At 61.4% G+C, this 15,258-nt stretch carries 10 protein-coding genes; 1 reads left to right on the forward strand and 9 read right to left on the reverse strand.

From position 1 onward, the window contains the following. Positions 1 to 3: 3 nt before the first annotated feature. The 3 genes from ACILSO_RS24425 to ACILSO_RS24435 are packed head-to-tail and all read right to left on the reverse strand — an operon-like array spanning position 4 to position 3,974. On the reverse strand, positions 4 to 1,488 hold the full coding sequence (locus ACILSO_RS24425; RefSeq protein WP_395740094.1) for a sulfatase: 1,485 nt from the start codon (positions 1,486 to 1,488) through the stop codon (positions 4 to 6). A gap of 48 nt (positions 1,489 to 1,536) precedes the next feature. Next, positions 1,537 to 2,385: an alpha/beta hydrolase gene (locus ACILSO_RS24430; RefSeq protein WP_395740095.1), complete on the reverse strand. Its 849-nt coding sequence runs from the start codon at positions 2,383 to 2,385 to the stop codon at positions 1,537 to 1,539. After that, on the reverse strand, positions 2,382 to 3,974 hold the full coding sequence (locus tag ACILSO_RS24435) for a sulfatase-like hydrolase/transferase (protein WP_395740096.1): 1,593 nt from the start codon (positions 3,972 to 3,974) through the stop codon (positions 2,382 to 2,384). The genes ACILSO_RS24430 and ACILSO_RS24435 overlap by 4 nt, the downstream gene beginning before the upstream one ends. A gap of 145 nt (positions 3,975 to 4,119) precedes the next feature. On the opposite strand from ACILSO_RS24435, the gene ACILSO_RS24440 reads away from it, so the two are divergent. After that, positions 4,120 to 5,202 (forward strand): DEAD/DEAH box helicase, encoded by a 1,083-nt coding sequence (locus ACILSO_RS24440; protein ID WP_395740097.1) that lies wholly within the window; start codon positions 4,120 to 4,122, stop codon positions 5,200 to 5,202. A 127-nt stretch (positions 5,203 to 5,329) separates the two neighbouring features. Here ACILSO_RS24440 and ACILSO_RS24445 read toward each other — a convergent pair whose 3' ends face one another. From ACILSO_RS24445 to ACILSO_RS24470, 6 genes are all read right to left on the reverse strand, one after another. Further along, complete coding sequence (locus tag ACILSO_RS24445) at positions 5,330 to 6,616, reverse strand: nitrous oxide reductase family maturation protein NosD (RefSeq protein ID WP_395740098.1); 1,287 nt, start codon at positions 6,614 to 6,616, stop codon at positions 5,330 to 5,332. Positions 6,617 to 6,664: 48 nt separating this feature from the next. Further along, on the reverse strand, positions 6,665 to 8,563 hold the full coding sequence (locus ACILSO_RS24450; protein WP_395740099.1) for a sulfatase: 1,899 nt from the start codon (positions 8,561 to 8,563) through the stop codon (positions 6,665 to 6,667). Positions 8,564 to 8,622: 59 nt separating this feature from the next. Continuing rightward, positions 8,623 to 10,044 (reverse strand): sulfatase, encoded by a 1,422-nt coding sequence (locus ACILSO_RS24455; RefSeq protein ID WP_395740100.1) that lies wholly within the window; start codon positions 10,042 to 10,044, stop codon positions 8,623 to 8,625. A gap of 45 nt (positions 10,045 to 10,089) precedes the next feature. Continuing rightward, on the reverse strand, positions 10,090 to 10,887 hold the full coding sequence (locus ACILSO_RS24460) for an SDR family oxidoreductase (RefSeq protein WP_395740101.1): 798 nt from the start codon (positions 10,885 to 10,887) through the stop codon (positions 10,090 to 10,092). 73 nt (positions 10,888 to 10,960) lie between these two features. Then, positions 10,961 to 12,358 carry a DUF1501 domain-containing protein gene (locus ACILSO_RS24465; RefSeq protein ID WP_395740174.1) on the reverse strand — a complete coding sequence of 466 codons (1,398 nt, stop codon included), beginning with the start codon at positions 12,356 to 12,358 and terminating at the stop codon, positions 10,961 to 10,963. A gap of 80 nt (positions 12,359 to 12,438) precedes the next feature. Beyond that, positions 12,439 to 15,240 carry a DUF1553 domain-containing protein gene (locus ACILSO_RS24470; RefSeq protein WP_395740102.1) on the reverse strand — a complete coding sequence of 934 codons (2,802 nt, stop codon included), beginning with the start codon at positions 15,238 to 15,240 and terminating at the stop codon, positions 12,439 to 12,441. Positions 15,241 to 15,258: the final 18 nt, after the last annotated feature.

Here is a 15,258-nt window from a genome sequence, read left to right on the forward strand (position 1 = left end):
AGATCAGGGAACCGGCTGGTCTGAAGAAAGGCCGTAGCTCTTCTCCCACCACGCCACGCGCTCCGCATCGGAAGGCTCGGCTTTTTTCAGGCGCGTCTTCCATACACGCTGGTACTCCATCCGTTTCTCCTTCTGGATCTCCGTGAGCGGCGGCTCGGTGGGAGGGTCTTCATGCGCGCCCTGGTCACGGCTGCTTTGGATCCACGTCTCCAAAGTGGTTTGCATGGCCGTCACTCTCGCTGCCTCCTGCGGCGCTTTGGCGATGTTTCGCACACCCAGCGGATCAGTCTTCAGATCGTAAAGCTCCTGCGGCTCCCTTCTCTCCGGTGCCAGCCATTCTGTCTGCAGCGCATCCAGCTTTCCCGCCTGCTGCAGCCTGCGTAGCAGGGGCATGCCGGGGTAGCTGGACTCCTTGTAGCCGGACCAGTTCAGCCGCGAGAGTTCAGGATGAAAATTCTGCACAAAGAGTGCGTCCGTGCCGATCACCGCACGAATGCGGTCCATCGCATCGCCACAGCGGTCGCGAGCGGCAAAGAGCATGCTGCGCTCCGGAAAATCACCGCCAAGCACCGCTTTTCCCTCCATCCACGCCGGGATGGGCCGATCCGCGAGCTGCAGCATGGACGGCGCAAGATCAATGAGGCTGACCAGCCGCTCTTCCACACTGCCCGCGAGTATCTGGGGCCCGCGTACGATCAACGGCACCTGCAATCCTTCCACGCTCAGCCACTGCTTGCCCCAGGGCATGGGCCGGCCGTGATCGGCGAAGAACATCACCACGGTGTTGTCGAGCACACCCTCCGCCTTCAATTGCTCCAAAATCAAACCCACCCTCTGATCCACCATCTCCACGCTGCGCTGGTAGGCATACCAGTCGCGCCGGATCAGAGGATGCTCGGGGTAGTTCGGCGGGATCTGGATGGCGCGCAGCTTTGCTTCATCATACTGCGTGGGAATGGGAAACGGCCGGTGCGGTTCGGAAACCTGAAACTGCGCAAAGAAAGGCTGCCCTGTCTTGCGCTTGCGCCAGTCGTTGCCTTCATACATCTGCGCGGAGTCGTGGGCGAAGTTGTAGTGAGTCTTCGCCACCTTTGGCACACGTCCTTGGTGTGCTGCGGGTACGGGCGCGGACGCATTCGTCACAAACCAGCCCGCTTTGCGCAGCAGCTCCGGCAGCGGCTGGTAAGGCGCGGGCAGCGGCTGAGGCTTTTCTGTGTCATGCGGGTACAGCCCCGTCGTGGTTTGGTAGCAGCCGAGAATGAAGGCCGAACGCGAGGAGCTGCACACCGGAGCCGTGGCGTAGGCACGGGTGTACCGCCGGCCTTCCGCCGCCAGTTTGTCCAGATTCGGCGTGCTCACCTCCTTGAGCCCATAGGCCCCGATGTCCGGAGACATGTCGTCAGCGATGATCCACACAAAATTCGGTGCCCCCGCATGAATGGCGGAGCAGAATGCAAAAAGAAACAGGCCGGTCAGGACAAACTTCATGGGCAGAACTGAACGCGTGCGGCGCTCGTTTGTGTCAGCGACTTGAACTCACGGTGTCGTGATCCACTTGTGCGCCTTCAGCCAGAACACCAGATCGGCAAACCAGGGGTGCTGCGTGCCGATGAGGCCGGTGCCATGGTCGCCATGCTGGTAGAGATGGAGTTCATGCGGGACGCCGTTTTGATGAAGCGCGGCGGCATAGAGCTGCGCATGCTCCACGGGCACCAGCTTGTCCTCGGCAGTGTGCCAGAGAAAGCAAGGCGGCAGACCTGGGTGTGCCTGCAGTTCGCTGGAGGTCTGGCGCACAAGTTCGTCGCTGGGTTTCTCACCAATGAGCATCTTGCGCGAAGTGGCATGCGGCTTGGTGATCATGCTGATGACCGGGTAGCAAAGAATGGCCAGGTCGGGCCGCGCACTGATGGCGGGTTTGCGCCCTTCGACCTCGCCGTCTTCAGGGCGGTTGATCAAAGTAGAAGCGAGGTGTCCACCGGCGGAAAAACCCATCACGCCGATGCGCTTGGGATCGATCTTCCACTTGTCAGCAGCGCCACGGATCTGCCGCATGGCTTCCACCGCGTCCTGCAGTTGCGCCGGGTAGCGATAGCCCGCGCTGCCAAGCCGGTACCGCAGCACAAAAACGGTGATGCCCTGCTCATTCAGCCAGAGCGCAAACGGCTCCGCCTGCCCCTCATAAATGCCCGAGTAGCTTCCGCCAGGGATGAGCAGCATTGCAGCGCCGCTGGTTTTGGCTGGAAGACAGGGTGTGAGCGTGGGAATGTCTTTCGGCGTTGTGCCCAGGGCTCCTGGAGCGCCATCCGGCCAGAGCACGGCAGGTTTCTCAACCGCTGACAACGATGCAAGGCTGGCGAACAGCAGGATCAGAGTGAAATGCTTCATGGATTTGCAAACTCCTGCGGAGAAAGCCGGCCATCCTGATTCTTGTCAAAATTTTTGAAGCGCTGCTCCGCGTTTTCCTTCTGGGATAGGCCGTTGATGTATTCTTCCAGTGTGAGGATGCCGTCGGCGTTCCTGTCCCATTTTTTGAAGGCGGCAGCACGGTTGGGCGCGGGCTTGGCAGGGGGAGCGGCCGGCTGCTTTTTGCGCATCGCACCCTGGGCTGGCGGAGTGGGCACGGGCAGCGTTTTCTGCCAGGTCCGGATGGCGTCTGTCATCGCAGAGGTACGATCCCGTTCCGCGGTGGCAAGGTTGTTTTCCTGCGCGCGATCCTTGCTCAGATCATAGAGTTCGGTGCGGCTCGCATCATAGTTCATCACCAGAGTGTGGAAACCTTCGCGCATCGCCAGCTGTGGCCAGTCGGCCTCCTGCGCATTCGGGCCGCGCCATTCCCAGAAGAGCGGCTGCGAGCGGGTGAAGGGCTCGCCGTGGAATGCGGCCAGCACATTCAGCCCATCGCTTTGATAACCCGCCGGAGCAGCAACGCCCGTGGCGGCGAGCAGCGTTGGCAGCATGTCCACACCCGCGATCACACTCGTCTTGTCCACCCGCCCGGCAGGCACATGTCCCGGCCAGCGCACAATGAATGGCACGTTCACGCCGCCCATGTACAGGCTGCGCTTGCGCCCGCGCAGTCCGCCCGTGGTGCCGACACTGTGGTAGAGCTTGTCTGTCGGGCGCGGCTGCGAGTTCTCTGGTCCGTTGTCGCTGGAAAAAATGACGATGGTGTTATCAGCCAGCTTCAGTTCATCCAGCAGCGCCAGCACCCGGCCCACCTGTGCATCGGCACGCGTGACTGCGGAATAGTAGGTGCGCTGCGGCTCGGCGGTATCCGGATACGGCGCCTTCTGCTCGTCGGTGGCAGCCACGAGATGGTGCGTCTCATGCAGCCAGAAGTTGATGTAGAACGGCTTCTTTGCCTCGTCCGCCTGTCTGACGAAACGCAGGACATGCTCCGCTGCGGCGATCGTTTGAAACGAAGCGCCCGACTTGTCATGGGCGTCTCCGGCCTGCCGCTCGACACTTGTGCCTTCGAACACGTTGCGTCCGGGTCCGGTCCAGACTGCGGCATCGTCGTAACCGTATTCAACAGGCAGAGGCGCATCGATGTCCTTGCCACCGCCGGAGAGGTGCCACTTGCCGAAGTGCGCCGTGGCGTAGCCCGCATCCTTCATGAGGCACGGCAGCAGCGTCACCTTCGGGTCCAGCCAGTCAGGCATGCCACGCGCGACATTCTCCGCATGCCCTGCGAAATGCTGATGCACGAGAAACCGCGCCGGGTACCGACCCGTGACGATGGCCGTGCGGCTGGGCGAGCACACCGGATTGCACACGACGAACTGCTGAAAGTCCGTGCCCTCTTTCGCGAGACGGTCCAGATGCGGTGTCTTCAAATGCGGGTGCCCGTGGCAGGCCAGATCGCCCCAGCCCCAGTCATCGGCATAGATGAAAAGGATGTTCGGACGTGGTTCTGCTGCAAGCGGCGCACTCAACTGAACCAAAACTGACACCCAGGTGAGCAGGAATTTCATGCCACGTGAACGATGTTCAACGGATGTTCTCGCTCATGTTTCAGCGTCGCTCCGGTTTCTGCTGGCAATTCATGGCATCGTGACGGACAACATCGCAATGTCCGAAACGTCCCATCCTTTCGCCGCCCTTGGAGTTCCACCAGAGATGCTTCGTGCCCTGGAGGAGCTCGGCATCGTCAATCCCACCGAGGTGCAGCAGAAAGCCATTCCCTTTCTGATGGAAAACGGCGGTGATCTCGTCGCACAGGCACAGACGGGCACAGGAAAGACGGCCGCCTTTGGCCTGCCGCTCCTTACCAAGGTGAACCCGAAGCACCGCGACATCCAGGGCCTCGTCCTCGCACCCACGCGGGAGCTGGCCAAGCAGATCGGCAAGCAGCTTTTCCGTTTTACGAAGTACGCGGCGCAAAAGACATTCGTCGAAGTTGTCTGCGGCGGGGACAAGATCGACCTCCAGGCTGAGGCGCTGCAGCGGCCCACGCATATTGTCGTGGCCACACCGGGCCGCCTGCTCGATCTCATTGAGCGCGATGCCCTCACGCTGGAGTTTGTGCGCTACGTCGTGCTGGATGAGGCGGATGAAATGCTCAGCATGGGCTTCAAAAAGCAGCTCACGGAGATCCTCAAGCTAGCCGCCATGCGCCGCAGCACCTGGCTGTTCTCCGCCACCTTCCCCGGCGCCATCCAGGAACTCATCAAAGGCTGCATGTCCGCCACCGCGCACCGCATTCAGATTGATGCGTCCAATGTGGTGAACCCGGACATCGACCACCGCTACGTCATCTGCAAACACGAAAACAAGACCGCCTTTCTCTTCGAATTCCTCCAGCGCCAGAAAAACCGCCGAGGCATCATCTTCTGCCGCACCAAGGCAGGCGCCCGCGAATTGCACGAGGAGCTCTCCGGCCTGGGCCTCTCCGTGGGTGTTCTCCAGGGAGACCTCATGCAAAAGGAACGCGACAAGGTCATGCGTGCCTTCAAAAAACAGCGCGTGCAGTTCGTCGTCGCCACCGACGTGGCCGCGCGTGGCATCGATGTGGCGGAGCTTTCCTTCGTTATTCACGAGCAGCTCCCTGAGCAGATCGAGTACTACACCCACCGCAGCGGCCGGACGGCCCGCGCCGGCAAGAAGGGTCTCTCTCTGGCGCTGATCGACCCCAAAGAGAAGTGGCAGCTCAAGCAGGTGGAGGATGCTCTGAAGATACGGTTTGGGGAGTATCGGAGGTAGGGGGGGCGAAAAAATCGCGAGAGCGTCTTGGACTGTGCTGGTCCTCCGGCGCTTTCGAACGTTTTCTGTGCCACGAAAGCTCGAAAGGACTGGACCACTCCAGAATGCAAAGCGCACTCGGTTATCACTATTGCGGCAGCTCCCTATTGCACACACCCTGCGTTCCGGGATGAAACAGGTTGTTGGAGAAATGCAGTCCCCTCGGTGCATTCGGACCGTCGGGAATGATGACGGCGTATTTATAGCGTGGCTTGTCCGAACAGTGGATGAAGTTTCCCGTGATGATCACATCCGTGAGAGGTGGGTCATCGGGCTGCTGGCCGGTGTCGAACTTGATGGCGGAACGTTCATCGCCCCAGATCCAGTGGGCGTCGCCGTGGCCGAAGTCGGAGATGATATTGTTGCTGATGATGGAACCGCCGTCTGAATTCTCGGGTATGTCGTCGGTGGCGGGATGCGCGGCTGCACCGGGCATAAGACCGATGGCCCAGAGGGAATTGCGCACAAATTGATTCCCCGTGATCAGCACATTGCGCGAGCCGTGCATGGCCTTCATGCCGATGAAGGCATTCGTGATGATGTTCTGCGAGACGATGACGTGGTCTGAATGGATGTCCAAACCCTGCGCAGCGTTTTCGATGTGGTTGCCAATGATGCGGGTGAGGTCGCTGATTTCAGGCGCGGTGACGATGATGCCGGAGCCCTGCTGCCAGGCGTTGGTGTAGTTGGAATCCCAGGCCTGCTGGTTCATGAGCGCGCCTTTTTCATCGTTCTTCTTTACGTAGTCGCCCAGCTTGTACCTGGCCTTCACCTCGGGAGTAGGGACGAAATTGTCCTCGATGACGCGGTTGCCCTCGATGAGCGTACCGGTGCTGTAGCTGACGCTGATGCCGGTGCCGTCGGTGCAGTTGAAAGCATAGCCCCAGTCTTTGCTCTGGGTGCGGTCGTCGATGCTGACGCGCATGTAGTTGCGCACCACGCAGCGGGAGATGCGCGTGTCCTTGCTCTCACGCACAGTGATGGCGCCTGCGGGGCTGCGGTTGTCGATGACACGTACGTTTTCAATCACCAGATCGCGGCACTTGATCGCCAGCACACCTTCGTTGCGGCTTTCCATCTTCCTTTCCGGGCGCGTGAGGGTGAGGTCACGGATCTCCGCGCCAGCAGCGTTTTCGATCTCGATAATCGGCTGGTCCGCACTCTGCTGAATGATGCGCCCCGGCCCAAACAGGCCGCTGCGTTCTCCACGGATGCGAATCTTCTCTGTGATCGGGTAATCGCCAGCCGGCACAAACACCATGCGGTTCGGATTCGCATTCAGCGCCTCCTGGATGGAGGTATAGCTGGTGACTGAGAGGTCCGCGGCTGAGGCAGCGCTGACGCAGGCGAAAAGGAAAAGAAGAGGGCGAATCATCAAGGTGATTTCAAACGCACCGTCGATGATGGCCTATCCGCAAAGTGGTTACTTCACCGGCACAGGCTTCGTCTGCAAATGCTGCGGCGTATCCTTGATGGAGGTGCCCACGAGTGCGGCAAAGATGACCTTGTCTCCGGGAACTTTGGCCGGCACGTCAAAGGTCACCTCGATGACGCCATCACCGCTGGCTTTCACTTCCTTGCGCTCGATGCGGCTGTTGTCTCCGCCTTTGAGGGTGACCTGCACGGGCTTTTCGGCGAGGTCCGCTGGGAAGTGGTGAGTGAGTTTTACCGTGGCCTTCTGGCCGGGCTTCACAGAAGCAGGGACTTCGAGGGCGATGAGCGCGCCGGGCTTCGCAGCTCCTGTTGTCTCGGTCACAGCTTTTTTCACAGCGCGGTTGGCGGCCACGCGATCCTTCTTGCTCATCTGCCTGCCTTCCAGCTCCAGCATGAGCTTTTCGCGCGCGGCGGCGTCTTCACGGTGGCGGAAAACTTCCAGCAGCGGGTCCTTCGTTTTCACCATCCAGTCCTCCATGGCCTTTTCCAGTGCGGCGACTTGTCTGGCATGCTCGGGCTTGGCGATGAGGTTGGTCAGCGCATCGGGATCGTAGCTCACATCGTAGGCTTCTTCGGGAACGCGATGGTCAAAGAGATCGATGCGCGCGGCGATCTGCTCGTTCGTCCCGGCCAGCACACGCATCTGGCGGCAGGTGGCGGTGCCGTTCGTAGCGCCGCTCATCACGCGCCTGCCGTCGGACCAGGGGCTGAAGATGTACACCATGTCCTTCGTTTGCACGGCGCGCATGGGCGTGTTCTGGCCGCCGGAGTTTTCATTATGCTCCTTGAAAACCATGGTGCGCTCGGGCTGTTTTTCGCCTTTCAACACCGCGGCAAAGGAGCTGCCGTCAAAGCCGCCGGGCGAGGGCAGGGCGAGCATGTCGAGAATGGTGGGCAGAAGATCCACGGTGGAGATCATGTGCTCGTCATCCACGCTGCCGGGCTTGGTCACGCCGGGCCAGCGCACCATGAGCGGCGTACGCGTGCTGTGGTGGTAGAGCTGCGTTTTAGCAAACGGCAGCGGCATGCCGTGGTCGGAGAGGAAGACGATGATGGTGTTTTCGTCCTCGCCGGAGGCCTTCAGCGCCGCGAGGATCTCGCCCACGCCATCGTCCGCGCGCCGCACGCTGGAGTAGTAGTGGGAAAGCTCCTTTCGCACCACGGGGTCGTCCGGCAGGAAACCCGGCACGGCCACCTCTTCGGGAGTGAACACGCGCGAAGGCACGTTTTTGTCTGGGATGGTCTCTCCCTTCTTGCCCTCGGCGTAGAAGGGCTTGTGCGGATCTGCGATGTTCAGCAGGAGGCAAAAGGGCTTGCCGGCCTTCTTCGCAGCGTCGATGCCGGTGGTGGCGGCCTTGCCCCATGAAGCAGCATTTTTGGCGTCATCCCGCCCTTCTTCACCGATGACGAGATCCCAGGGAAAGGGTGAGTAAGGCGTCGAGTGGCTGACCTTGTGCCGGATGCCGGTGAAATAACCGGCGTCCTTCATGAGGTCTCCGAGCACCGGGTAGTTCTTCTCCTGAGGCGTGATGGACTTGAAGCCCTCAATGCGGTTGTTGTGCGGATATTTGCCGGACCACATCACATTGCGCGAAGGCATGCAGTTGCCCACCACCGTGTGGGCGTAGTTGAAACGCAGGCTCTGCGCCGCGAGCTTGTCCATGTTTGGCGTGGTGTCCTTCAGCTTGCATCCGTACACACCCACGGAGTCGCAGCTCATGTCATCAGTGGTGATGACGAGGAGGTTCTGCGGCTTCGCCGCAAATGACGAATGCAGAGCCGAGCAAAGCAAGACAGCCAGCACGGCGAAGCGCGTGCTGCTCCGAAGGAGCGAGCGAAGTGAGGCAGCGACGAATGACAGAGGGAAAGAGAGCAGGGCGCGCTTCATGATGGCGCTGTGAACGCAGGCGGCCCGGCGACTTTTCAGCAATGTCAGCGCCAAGCTGGCTACTGGGCGGCTTTCTTTTTGCCCTTCTTCTTTTCCTTGCGCGGCTCGGCGTCGCTCTTGCCCTGCCTTGTGTTTGCCAGGTTCTCGGTCTCCAGTCCTTTATCGCCCTGCTGCGCTATCCATGCGTCGAGCTGGCCTTGCAGCTTCGCTTTGGTCTGCGCAAAAGCGGGATCATCCGCGAGATTCTTCGTTTCCTCAGGATCCGCCTGCAAATCATAGAGCTCTTCACCGGGGCGTTTAAAGAGCCACTTCACCCGTGTCGCGAGTTTGGCGTCGGTCTTGGCGTCGGCCTGCCATGACTCGATCGGCTCGCCCTGGTGAATCCCGCCGATGGTGTAGGTATTTGCAGGCGCGAGATTGCGGATGAGCTTGTAGCGTGCATTTCGCACCATGCGCATCGGGTAGGCCTCGAGTGCGCCGTTGGTGCCAAGGGTCGTGTGCTGGGCGAAGACGTAGTCGCGGCAGTAATCGCTCTCGCCACGCAGCACGGGAAGGAAACTGCGCCCGTCAAAGCCGGTTCCGCCATGCGCATCAGGACACCCGACGTCGATTTTCGTGGGATCGATGCCCGCCGCCTCAAGAAACGTGGGAGTTACATCGACATACTGCATGAGCGCTGTGCTGGTGCTGCCGGGTTTTACCCTGCCCGGCCAGCGCAGGAGGGCGCTGGCGTGGATGCCGTTGTCATAGACGCTCCACTTGCCCCCATAGGGGAAGCTGCTGCCCTGCTCGCTGACAAAGAGCACGAGCGTGTTGTCCACCTGCTGCGTGTCTTTGAGCATCGTCATCAAGGCGCCCACCTGCTCGTCTAGCCTGCTGATTTCGCCATAATACGCCGCCAGCAGCTCCCGCGTGATCTTGTTGTCGTGCAGGTAGGGCGGGATGGTGAGCCTGGACGCATCGTACTTCGGTCCGCGCGTCCAGGGCCCATGTGGATCATTCGAAGCGAAGACCATGAGCCATGGCTGTGCGGCATCGCGTGTGACAAAAGTCCTCGTGACGGTGAGGTCATCCGCACCCTCGATATGCTCATAAGGAAACGAGGGCTCCGGCCCCACGTGCTCCTTGTTTTGCAGCGCCACGCGATAGCCCGCCTGCTTCAGGTAAGTAAAAAGGCTCTTCGTGCCATCATAAACCCGGGTGTGATTCGGATACGCCCCGCTGCGGATGGGATACAGCCCGGTGTAAAGCGCATGCCGTGTGGGCGAGCAGCTGGTGGCCGGATTAAACATGCCGCGCAGATGCATTGACTCGCCACGGAGTCGGTCGAGGTTCGGTGTTCTGACCTCGGCATTGCCTTCATACCCCAGATCCCGCCAGCAGAGATCATCTGCGATGATGATCATGAAATTCGGCCGCGGCTCCGCCTGGAGATACGACGCAAAAAGAAAAGCGGACAGGAGGGCGGTGAAGAGTTTCATGGCTGCCGCCTCTTCAACGCCCAAAATGGCTGCGACTTGCTGCCTCTATCGTTTCACCGGCCCGATCTCCAAGCCCGCCAGCCACGGTGCCGTGATCTGCGGTGGCATGCCGCCAAAGGGCTGGTACGCGGGAAGCTGAATCACGCTCATGCTATGCGCCTGCGAAGCGATGAAGAACAGTGTCTCCGCGCAGTCCTCCGTCTGGATCATGGCGCTGCGGTGTTCGGCGGTGGGTTTCACAGGGCGCTTTTCCACCAACGGCGTGAGGGCTTCTCCGGGGGCATACTCAGAAAGCACGATGCCATGCGCATTGAGCTGCATGCGTGCGGTGAAAAGCAGGCCGTGCACGGCCCATTTGCTGGCGGTGTAGGGCACCCCGGCAAACGAGTCAAAGCCATGCCCGGCGGTGGAGGAAACGACGACGATCCTGCCGCCGCCATTCTGGGCCATCGGCTTGGACACGGCCTGGATCATGTTCACCACGCCCATCACATTTACATCCATCACGTTGCGCCAGCTTGCCTCGCTGGCCAGCTTGGCGGGATCGGCATGTGCCATGAAGCGGTCCGGTGTGTTGATGCCGGCGGTGTGGATGAGGGCGGCAATCGGCCCATGCTTCAGCACCTGCTCCAGCGCCGTGGCCACGCTGCCGGAGTCCGCCACGTCACACACGATGGAGGTGATGTTGGGCGAGAGCGCCGCAGTGACTTGCAGCGACTCCAGCGTTCGGCCAAAAATAAATGTCTTCGCGCCAGCGTCTGCAAACCGCTTCGCCGCGCTCTGTCCCATGCCGCCGCCACCTCCGGTGACGATGACGATTTTGTCTGTCCATTGTTTGTCCATCCGCCGACCTTAACGAGAGTTCCGCCAGTTTCGACTGCGACGCGCATTTTTTTCGCGGACCCGCGGTCCGGCCTCAGGCCATGATTCCGTGCACCACCTCGCCGTACACATCGGTGAGGCGGAAATCACGCCCGGCGTAGCGGTAGGTGAGGCGCAGGTGGTCAATGCCCAGCAGATGCAGGATGGTGGCATGCAGGTCGTGCATGTGCACCTTGTCCTTCACCGCGTAGTAGCCAAATTCATCCGTCTCTCCATAGGCAAGGCCGCTCTTCACCCCGCCGCCTGCGAGCCACATGGTGAAGCCCTGCGGATTGTGGTCGCGCCCGTTCGCGCCCTGCACGATGGGCGTACGGCCAAATTCACCGCCCCAGACCACGAGCGTATCCTCCAGCATGCCGCGCTGTTTGAGATCCGCGAGCAGCCCCGCGATGGGCCGGTCCACTGCGGCGGCATTGGCGGTGTGGCCTTTGACCAGGTTCGAGTGTTGATCCCAAACGTTCGGCGTGCTGACCTGGATGTATCGCACGCCAGCCTCGGCAAACCGCCGCGCCAGCAGGCACTGGCGGCCATAGTTGTCCGTGGTCGCATTGCCGATGCCGTAGAGCGCTTTGATATGCTCCGGCTCGTGCTCGATGTCCATGACGCCGGGGGCCTCCCGCTGCATGCGGAAGGCCAGCTCCATGCTCTGGATCATGCCTTCCACCGGGGCGTGGTGCGTGCGCTCGTAGTGCTCTCGATTCATCGCCTGCAGCAGTTTCATCTTGCGCTGCTGCTGGTCGGAATCGCCCCCGGCATCCAGAAAGCGGAAGGTGGCGTCCTTGCCCAGCTTGCCTGCACGACCCACGGTAGTGCCCTGATGTGCGGCGGGCAGGAAGGCGGGGCCGTAGTTGCGAGGGCCTCCATGCGTGGCCGGCGGACTGATGCTCACAAACGCTGGGAGGTCCGCGTTTTCCGTTCCCAGCCCGTAGCTGATCCACGCTCCCATGGACGGACGCACAAAGTTGTCGGAGCCGGTGTGGACCATGCACACCGCCTGGCCGTGCGACTGCCCTTTGCTCTGCATGGAACGGATGACGCAGAGGTCATCAAGACGCTTGGAAACTTCGGGAAACAGCTCGCTGCCCCACAGGCCTGCCTCGCCATGCTGCTGAAATTTCCATGGCGAGCCGAGCATCTTCGCCTGGCTGGCGGCGGAAGGGTCCAGATTCTTCGCGGGGGCAAAGGGCAGCTTTTTGCCGTCCATCTGCTGGAGCATCGGCTTGTAGTCAAACGTGTCCACCTGCGAGGGCCCGCCATGCATGAAAAGAAAAATCACCCGTTTCGCCCGTGGCGTATGGTGCAGCCCGCGCGGCAGGCTGGCCGCCGTGGCGATGCTGCTGAATGCGAGCGAGCCAAAGCCGCAGGCGGCCGACTTCAGGGCGGTGCGGCGCGTACAGCAGCCATCTCGCTCCGCGAGATGAGCGCTCGGCATGGCCGAAGCGAATGACTGACGAGTGGCAGAGAACATGGTGAGTGGCGTTGGGGATCATCCCGCGGAGCGAGATGACGACTTTAATCGAGGAAAAGAAACTCCGTGGAGGCGAGCAGCACGTGCGCCAGATCCGCGAGCACCTGCTCACGATCGCCGCCGCTTTGCTCAATGAAATCATTCGCACGCTTTGCGGCGCGCGCCTCCGGCATATGGCCGAGGATGGCCTGGTGCAGCCATGCCACGGGCTCGGGCTGCGCGTAGGCCTGCTGCGCCAGCCTGGCGGCCTGCTTTTGCAGGAAGGTGCTGTTGAGCAGGTACAGCGCCTGCGTGGGCACCGTGGTCAGCGGCCGGTCACCGGCCACCATCTCAGGATTCGCGGCGTCAAAGATCTCCAGCTCAGGAGCGAGGTTGTTGCGCGCCACGGGCAGGTAGATGCTGCGGCGGAATTCCTGGTCGAACTTCATCGGCTTGTCGAGATCCTCGCCATAGGTCAGCGCCGTCGCACCCGCCTGTTCCAGATTGAGGTCTCCCGCAAGGAAGAGCAGGCTGTCCCGAATCTCCTCCGCTGTGAGCCGGCGATACGAGCGCCGGCCCAGCAGACGGTTCTCCGGATCAGCGACCGTGCGCGGTGATTTTGCCTCGGCAGCGAGCTGGTAGGTGCGGCTGAGCACCATCTCACGGATCAGCGTTTTGATGGAGCCGCCACTGGCGCGGAATTTCGCGGCGAGGTGATCCAGCAGTGCAGGATGCGTCGGCTTCTCGCCCTGCACGCCAAAGTTGTCCACTGTGCTGACAAGGCCGCGCCCGAAGAGCTGCGCCCACAGGCGGTTCACGATCACACGGTCCAGCAGCGCGTTCTCCGCGCTCGTCATCCATTCCGCAAGCTGCAGGCGGCCGCTGGATCCAGGTGCAATCTTCGGCGGTGGGCCGTCATGCAGCACAGAAGGGAAATGCCGCGGCACCTTGGGGCCGAGCTGGCTTACCTCTCCCCGGATGCGCAGGTGGATGTCTCCCGCATCGCGTGCATCACGCGGGGCCATGGCCAGTTCGGCGTCCTTGAGTTCGCTGAGGCTCTTGTTCAGCTCCTTCGCGAGATCACCGCTTTGCATCGCCAGCGCGGGATCGCCGCCGCCTTTGCCATTCACCATGGCGAAAGCCGCTGCTTCGCGCTCGATGTCACGCACGGAGATGAACTGCACGGCATCCACCACCACATAATCCTTCGTGCCTGTGGTACGGATGATCACATTGGTGCGTCCGCCTTTTTCAAAACGGAAGCGGCCGATCGGCTCGAACAATCCGCCGATGCTGGGCTTCTTCGTCTGGTCAAAGACGATCTCATGCACGCCGTCGAAGGCTTCCACGGTGATCGGCACCTGCTTGTCGCAGTTCGTTTTGGCCGGATACGCGAGGCGGACTTCATACACGCCCGTCTCGGGCAGGCTGCCGCGAAACACCGCCTGCTTCACTCCCTTTTGCTTCCGGTCATCATGAATGTAGAAGTCGCCGAAGCGGTTTGCGGAGAGGCTGGACTGCTTCCAGTCGCCCACCAGTTCCGCATCCGACTCGTCACAGATCACCCCTGCCAGCGGCAGTTTTTTCAGCGACATCTTGCCGCCCACCTTGGCCATGAAATCTCGCTCCACCTTCAGGCGCATCACCAGTTCCAGGCGGTTCATTCTGGCCGCCAGGTCGCTCATTCCAGGCTCAGGCTGCGGCAGCGCCTGCTCCACCCAGCTCGCCACATTGACGCAGCCGTTGCGTGTGCCCATCACGACCTCTGTCGAGCGGAAGAAGCCCGCGAGTGCGTAGTAGTCCTGCTGGCTGAAGGGATCAAACTTGTGGTCATGGCAACGCGCGCAGCCGATGGTGAGGCCAAGAAAAGCGCGGCCGATGGTGTCGATCTGCTCATCGGCCGTGTCGAGGTGCAGCTTCTCCTTGTCGCGATCCGTGAGCATTTTCGGCCCCAGCGCCAGGAAGGTGGAAGCGATCATTTGCCGGCGTCGCTGTTCCAGATTTTCTCCCTTCATCAAATCGCCCGCGATCTGCTCGCGAATGAACTCATAGTAAGACTGGTCGCGGTTGAAGGCATCGATGACGTAGTTCCGGTAGCGCCATGCCTGGTAGAAGGTGTAGTTGCGATCGCCTCCGTTCGAGTCCGCGTAGCGAGCCAGATCCAGCCAGTAGCGCCCCCATTTTTCGCCAAACTGCGGACTGTTGAGAAGCTTCTCCACATAGGCAGGCAGGTTGGAAGTATTTTCGAGATCCGCCGCCGCAGGTGGCAGGCCGGTAAGGTCATAGCTCAGCCTGCGCATCAGCGTGCGTGCATCTGCATCCGCGGCAGGCGCGAGATTTTTGGCTTCCAACTCCGCGAGGATGAAACTGTCCATTTCCTTGCGCGGCCAGTCCTTCTGCTTCACCACAGGCAGCGGCGTCCTGGCGAGCGGGCGATAGGCCCAGCCCTGGCGTGCGGCGGCGAAGTCGATGGTCTTTTTCTTCACCACCTCCGCAAGCGCCGCGGTCCGTGGATCGGGAGCGCCCATCGAGATCCACTGCTCAAAAATGCGCAATTCCTCCGGCGGCAGCTTGGACTTCGGAGGCATCTGCAGCTTGTCATCCTCATAGCTCATGCTGTGCATGATGAGGCTGCTGGCGGGTTCGCCAGGGATGAGCGCGGGTCCGGCATCGCCGCCGGTCTGCCAGCCTTCCTTGCGGTCCAGCAGCAGCCCGCCCTTGCGTCTGCCCGACTCCTGCGAGTGGCACTCGTAGCAGTGCTTCACCAGCAGCGGCCGCACCTTGTTCTCAAAGAATGCCACGCCATCCGCTGCGCCCGCATGCGCGGTGCAGAGTGCCAGGGTTGAAAGGGTGATGATGCGGCGCACAACGACAGAAAGGCAGGA

It is taken from the genome of Prosthecobacter sp., assembly GCF_044226605.1.
In the GTDB taxonomy this organism is placed as follows: domain Bacteria; phylum Verrucomicrobiota; class Verrucomicrobiia; order Verrucomicrobiales; family Verrucomicrobiaceae; genus Prosthecobacter.

What these genes read in the sequence shown, in the direction of transcription:
- ACILSO_RS24425 (WP_395740094.1), bottom strand. Translation starts at nt 1,488, where the DNA reads ATGAAGTTTGTCCTGACCGGCCTGTTTCTTTTTGCATTCTGCTCCGCC.
- ACILSO_RS24430 (WP_395740095.1), bottom strand. Translation starts at nt 2,385, where the DNA reads ATGAAGCATTTCACTCTGATCCTGCTGTTCGCCAGCCTTGCATCGTTG.
- ACILSO_RS24435 (WP_395740096.1), bottom strand. Translation starts at nt 3,974, where the DNA reads ATGAAATTCCTGCTCACCTGGGTGTCAGTTTTGGTTCAGTTGAGTGCG.
- ACILSO_RS24440 (WP_395740097.1), top strand. Translation starts at nt 4,120, where the DNA reads ATGCTTCGTGCCCTGGAGGAGCTCGGCATCGTCAATCCCACCGAGGTG.
- ACILSO_RS24445 (WP_395740098.1), bottom strand. Translation starts at nt 6,616, where the DNA reads ATGATTCGCCCTCTTCTTTTCCTTTTCGCCTGCGTCAGCGCTGCCTCA.
- ACILSO_RS24450 (WP_395740099.1), bottom strand. Translation starts at nt 8,563, where the DNA reads ATGAAGCGCGCCCTGCTCTCTTTCCCTCTGTCATTCGTCGCTGCCTCA.
- ACILSO_RS24455 (WP_395740100.1), bottom strand. Translation starts at nt 10,044, where the DNA reads ATGAAACTCTTCACCGCCCTCCTGTCCGCTTTTCTTTTTGCGTCGTAT.
- ACILSO_RS24460 (WP_395740101.1), bottom strand. Translation starts at nt 10,887, where the DNA reads ATGGACAAACAATGGACAGACAAAATCGTCATCGTCACCGGAGGTGGC.
- ACILSO_RS24465 (WP_395740174.1), bottom strand. Translation starts at nt 12,358, where the DNA reads ATGCCGAGCGCTCATCTCGCGGAGCGAGATGGCTGCTGTACGCGCCGC.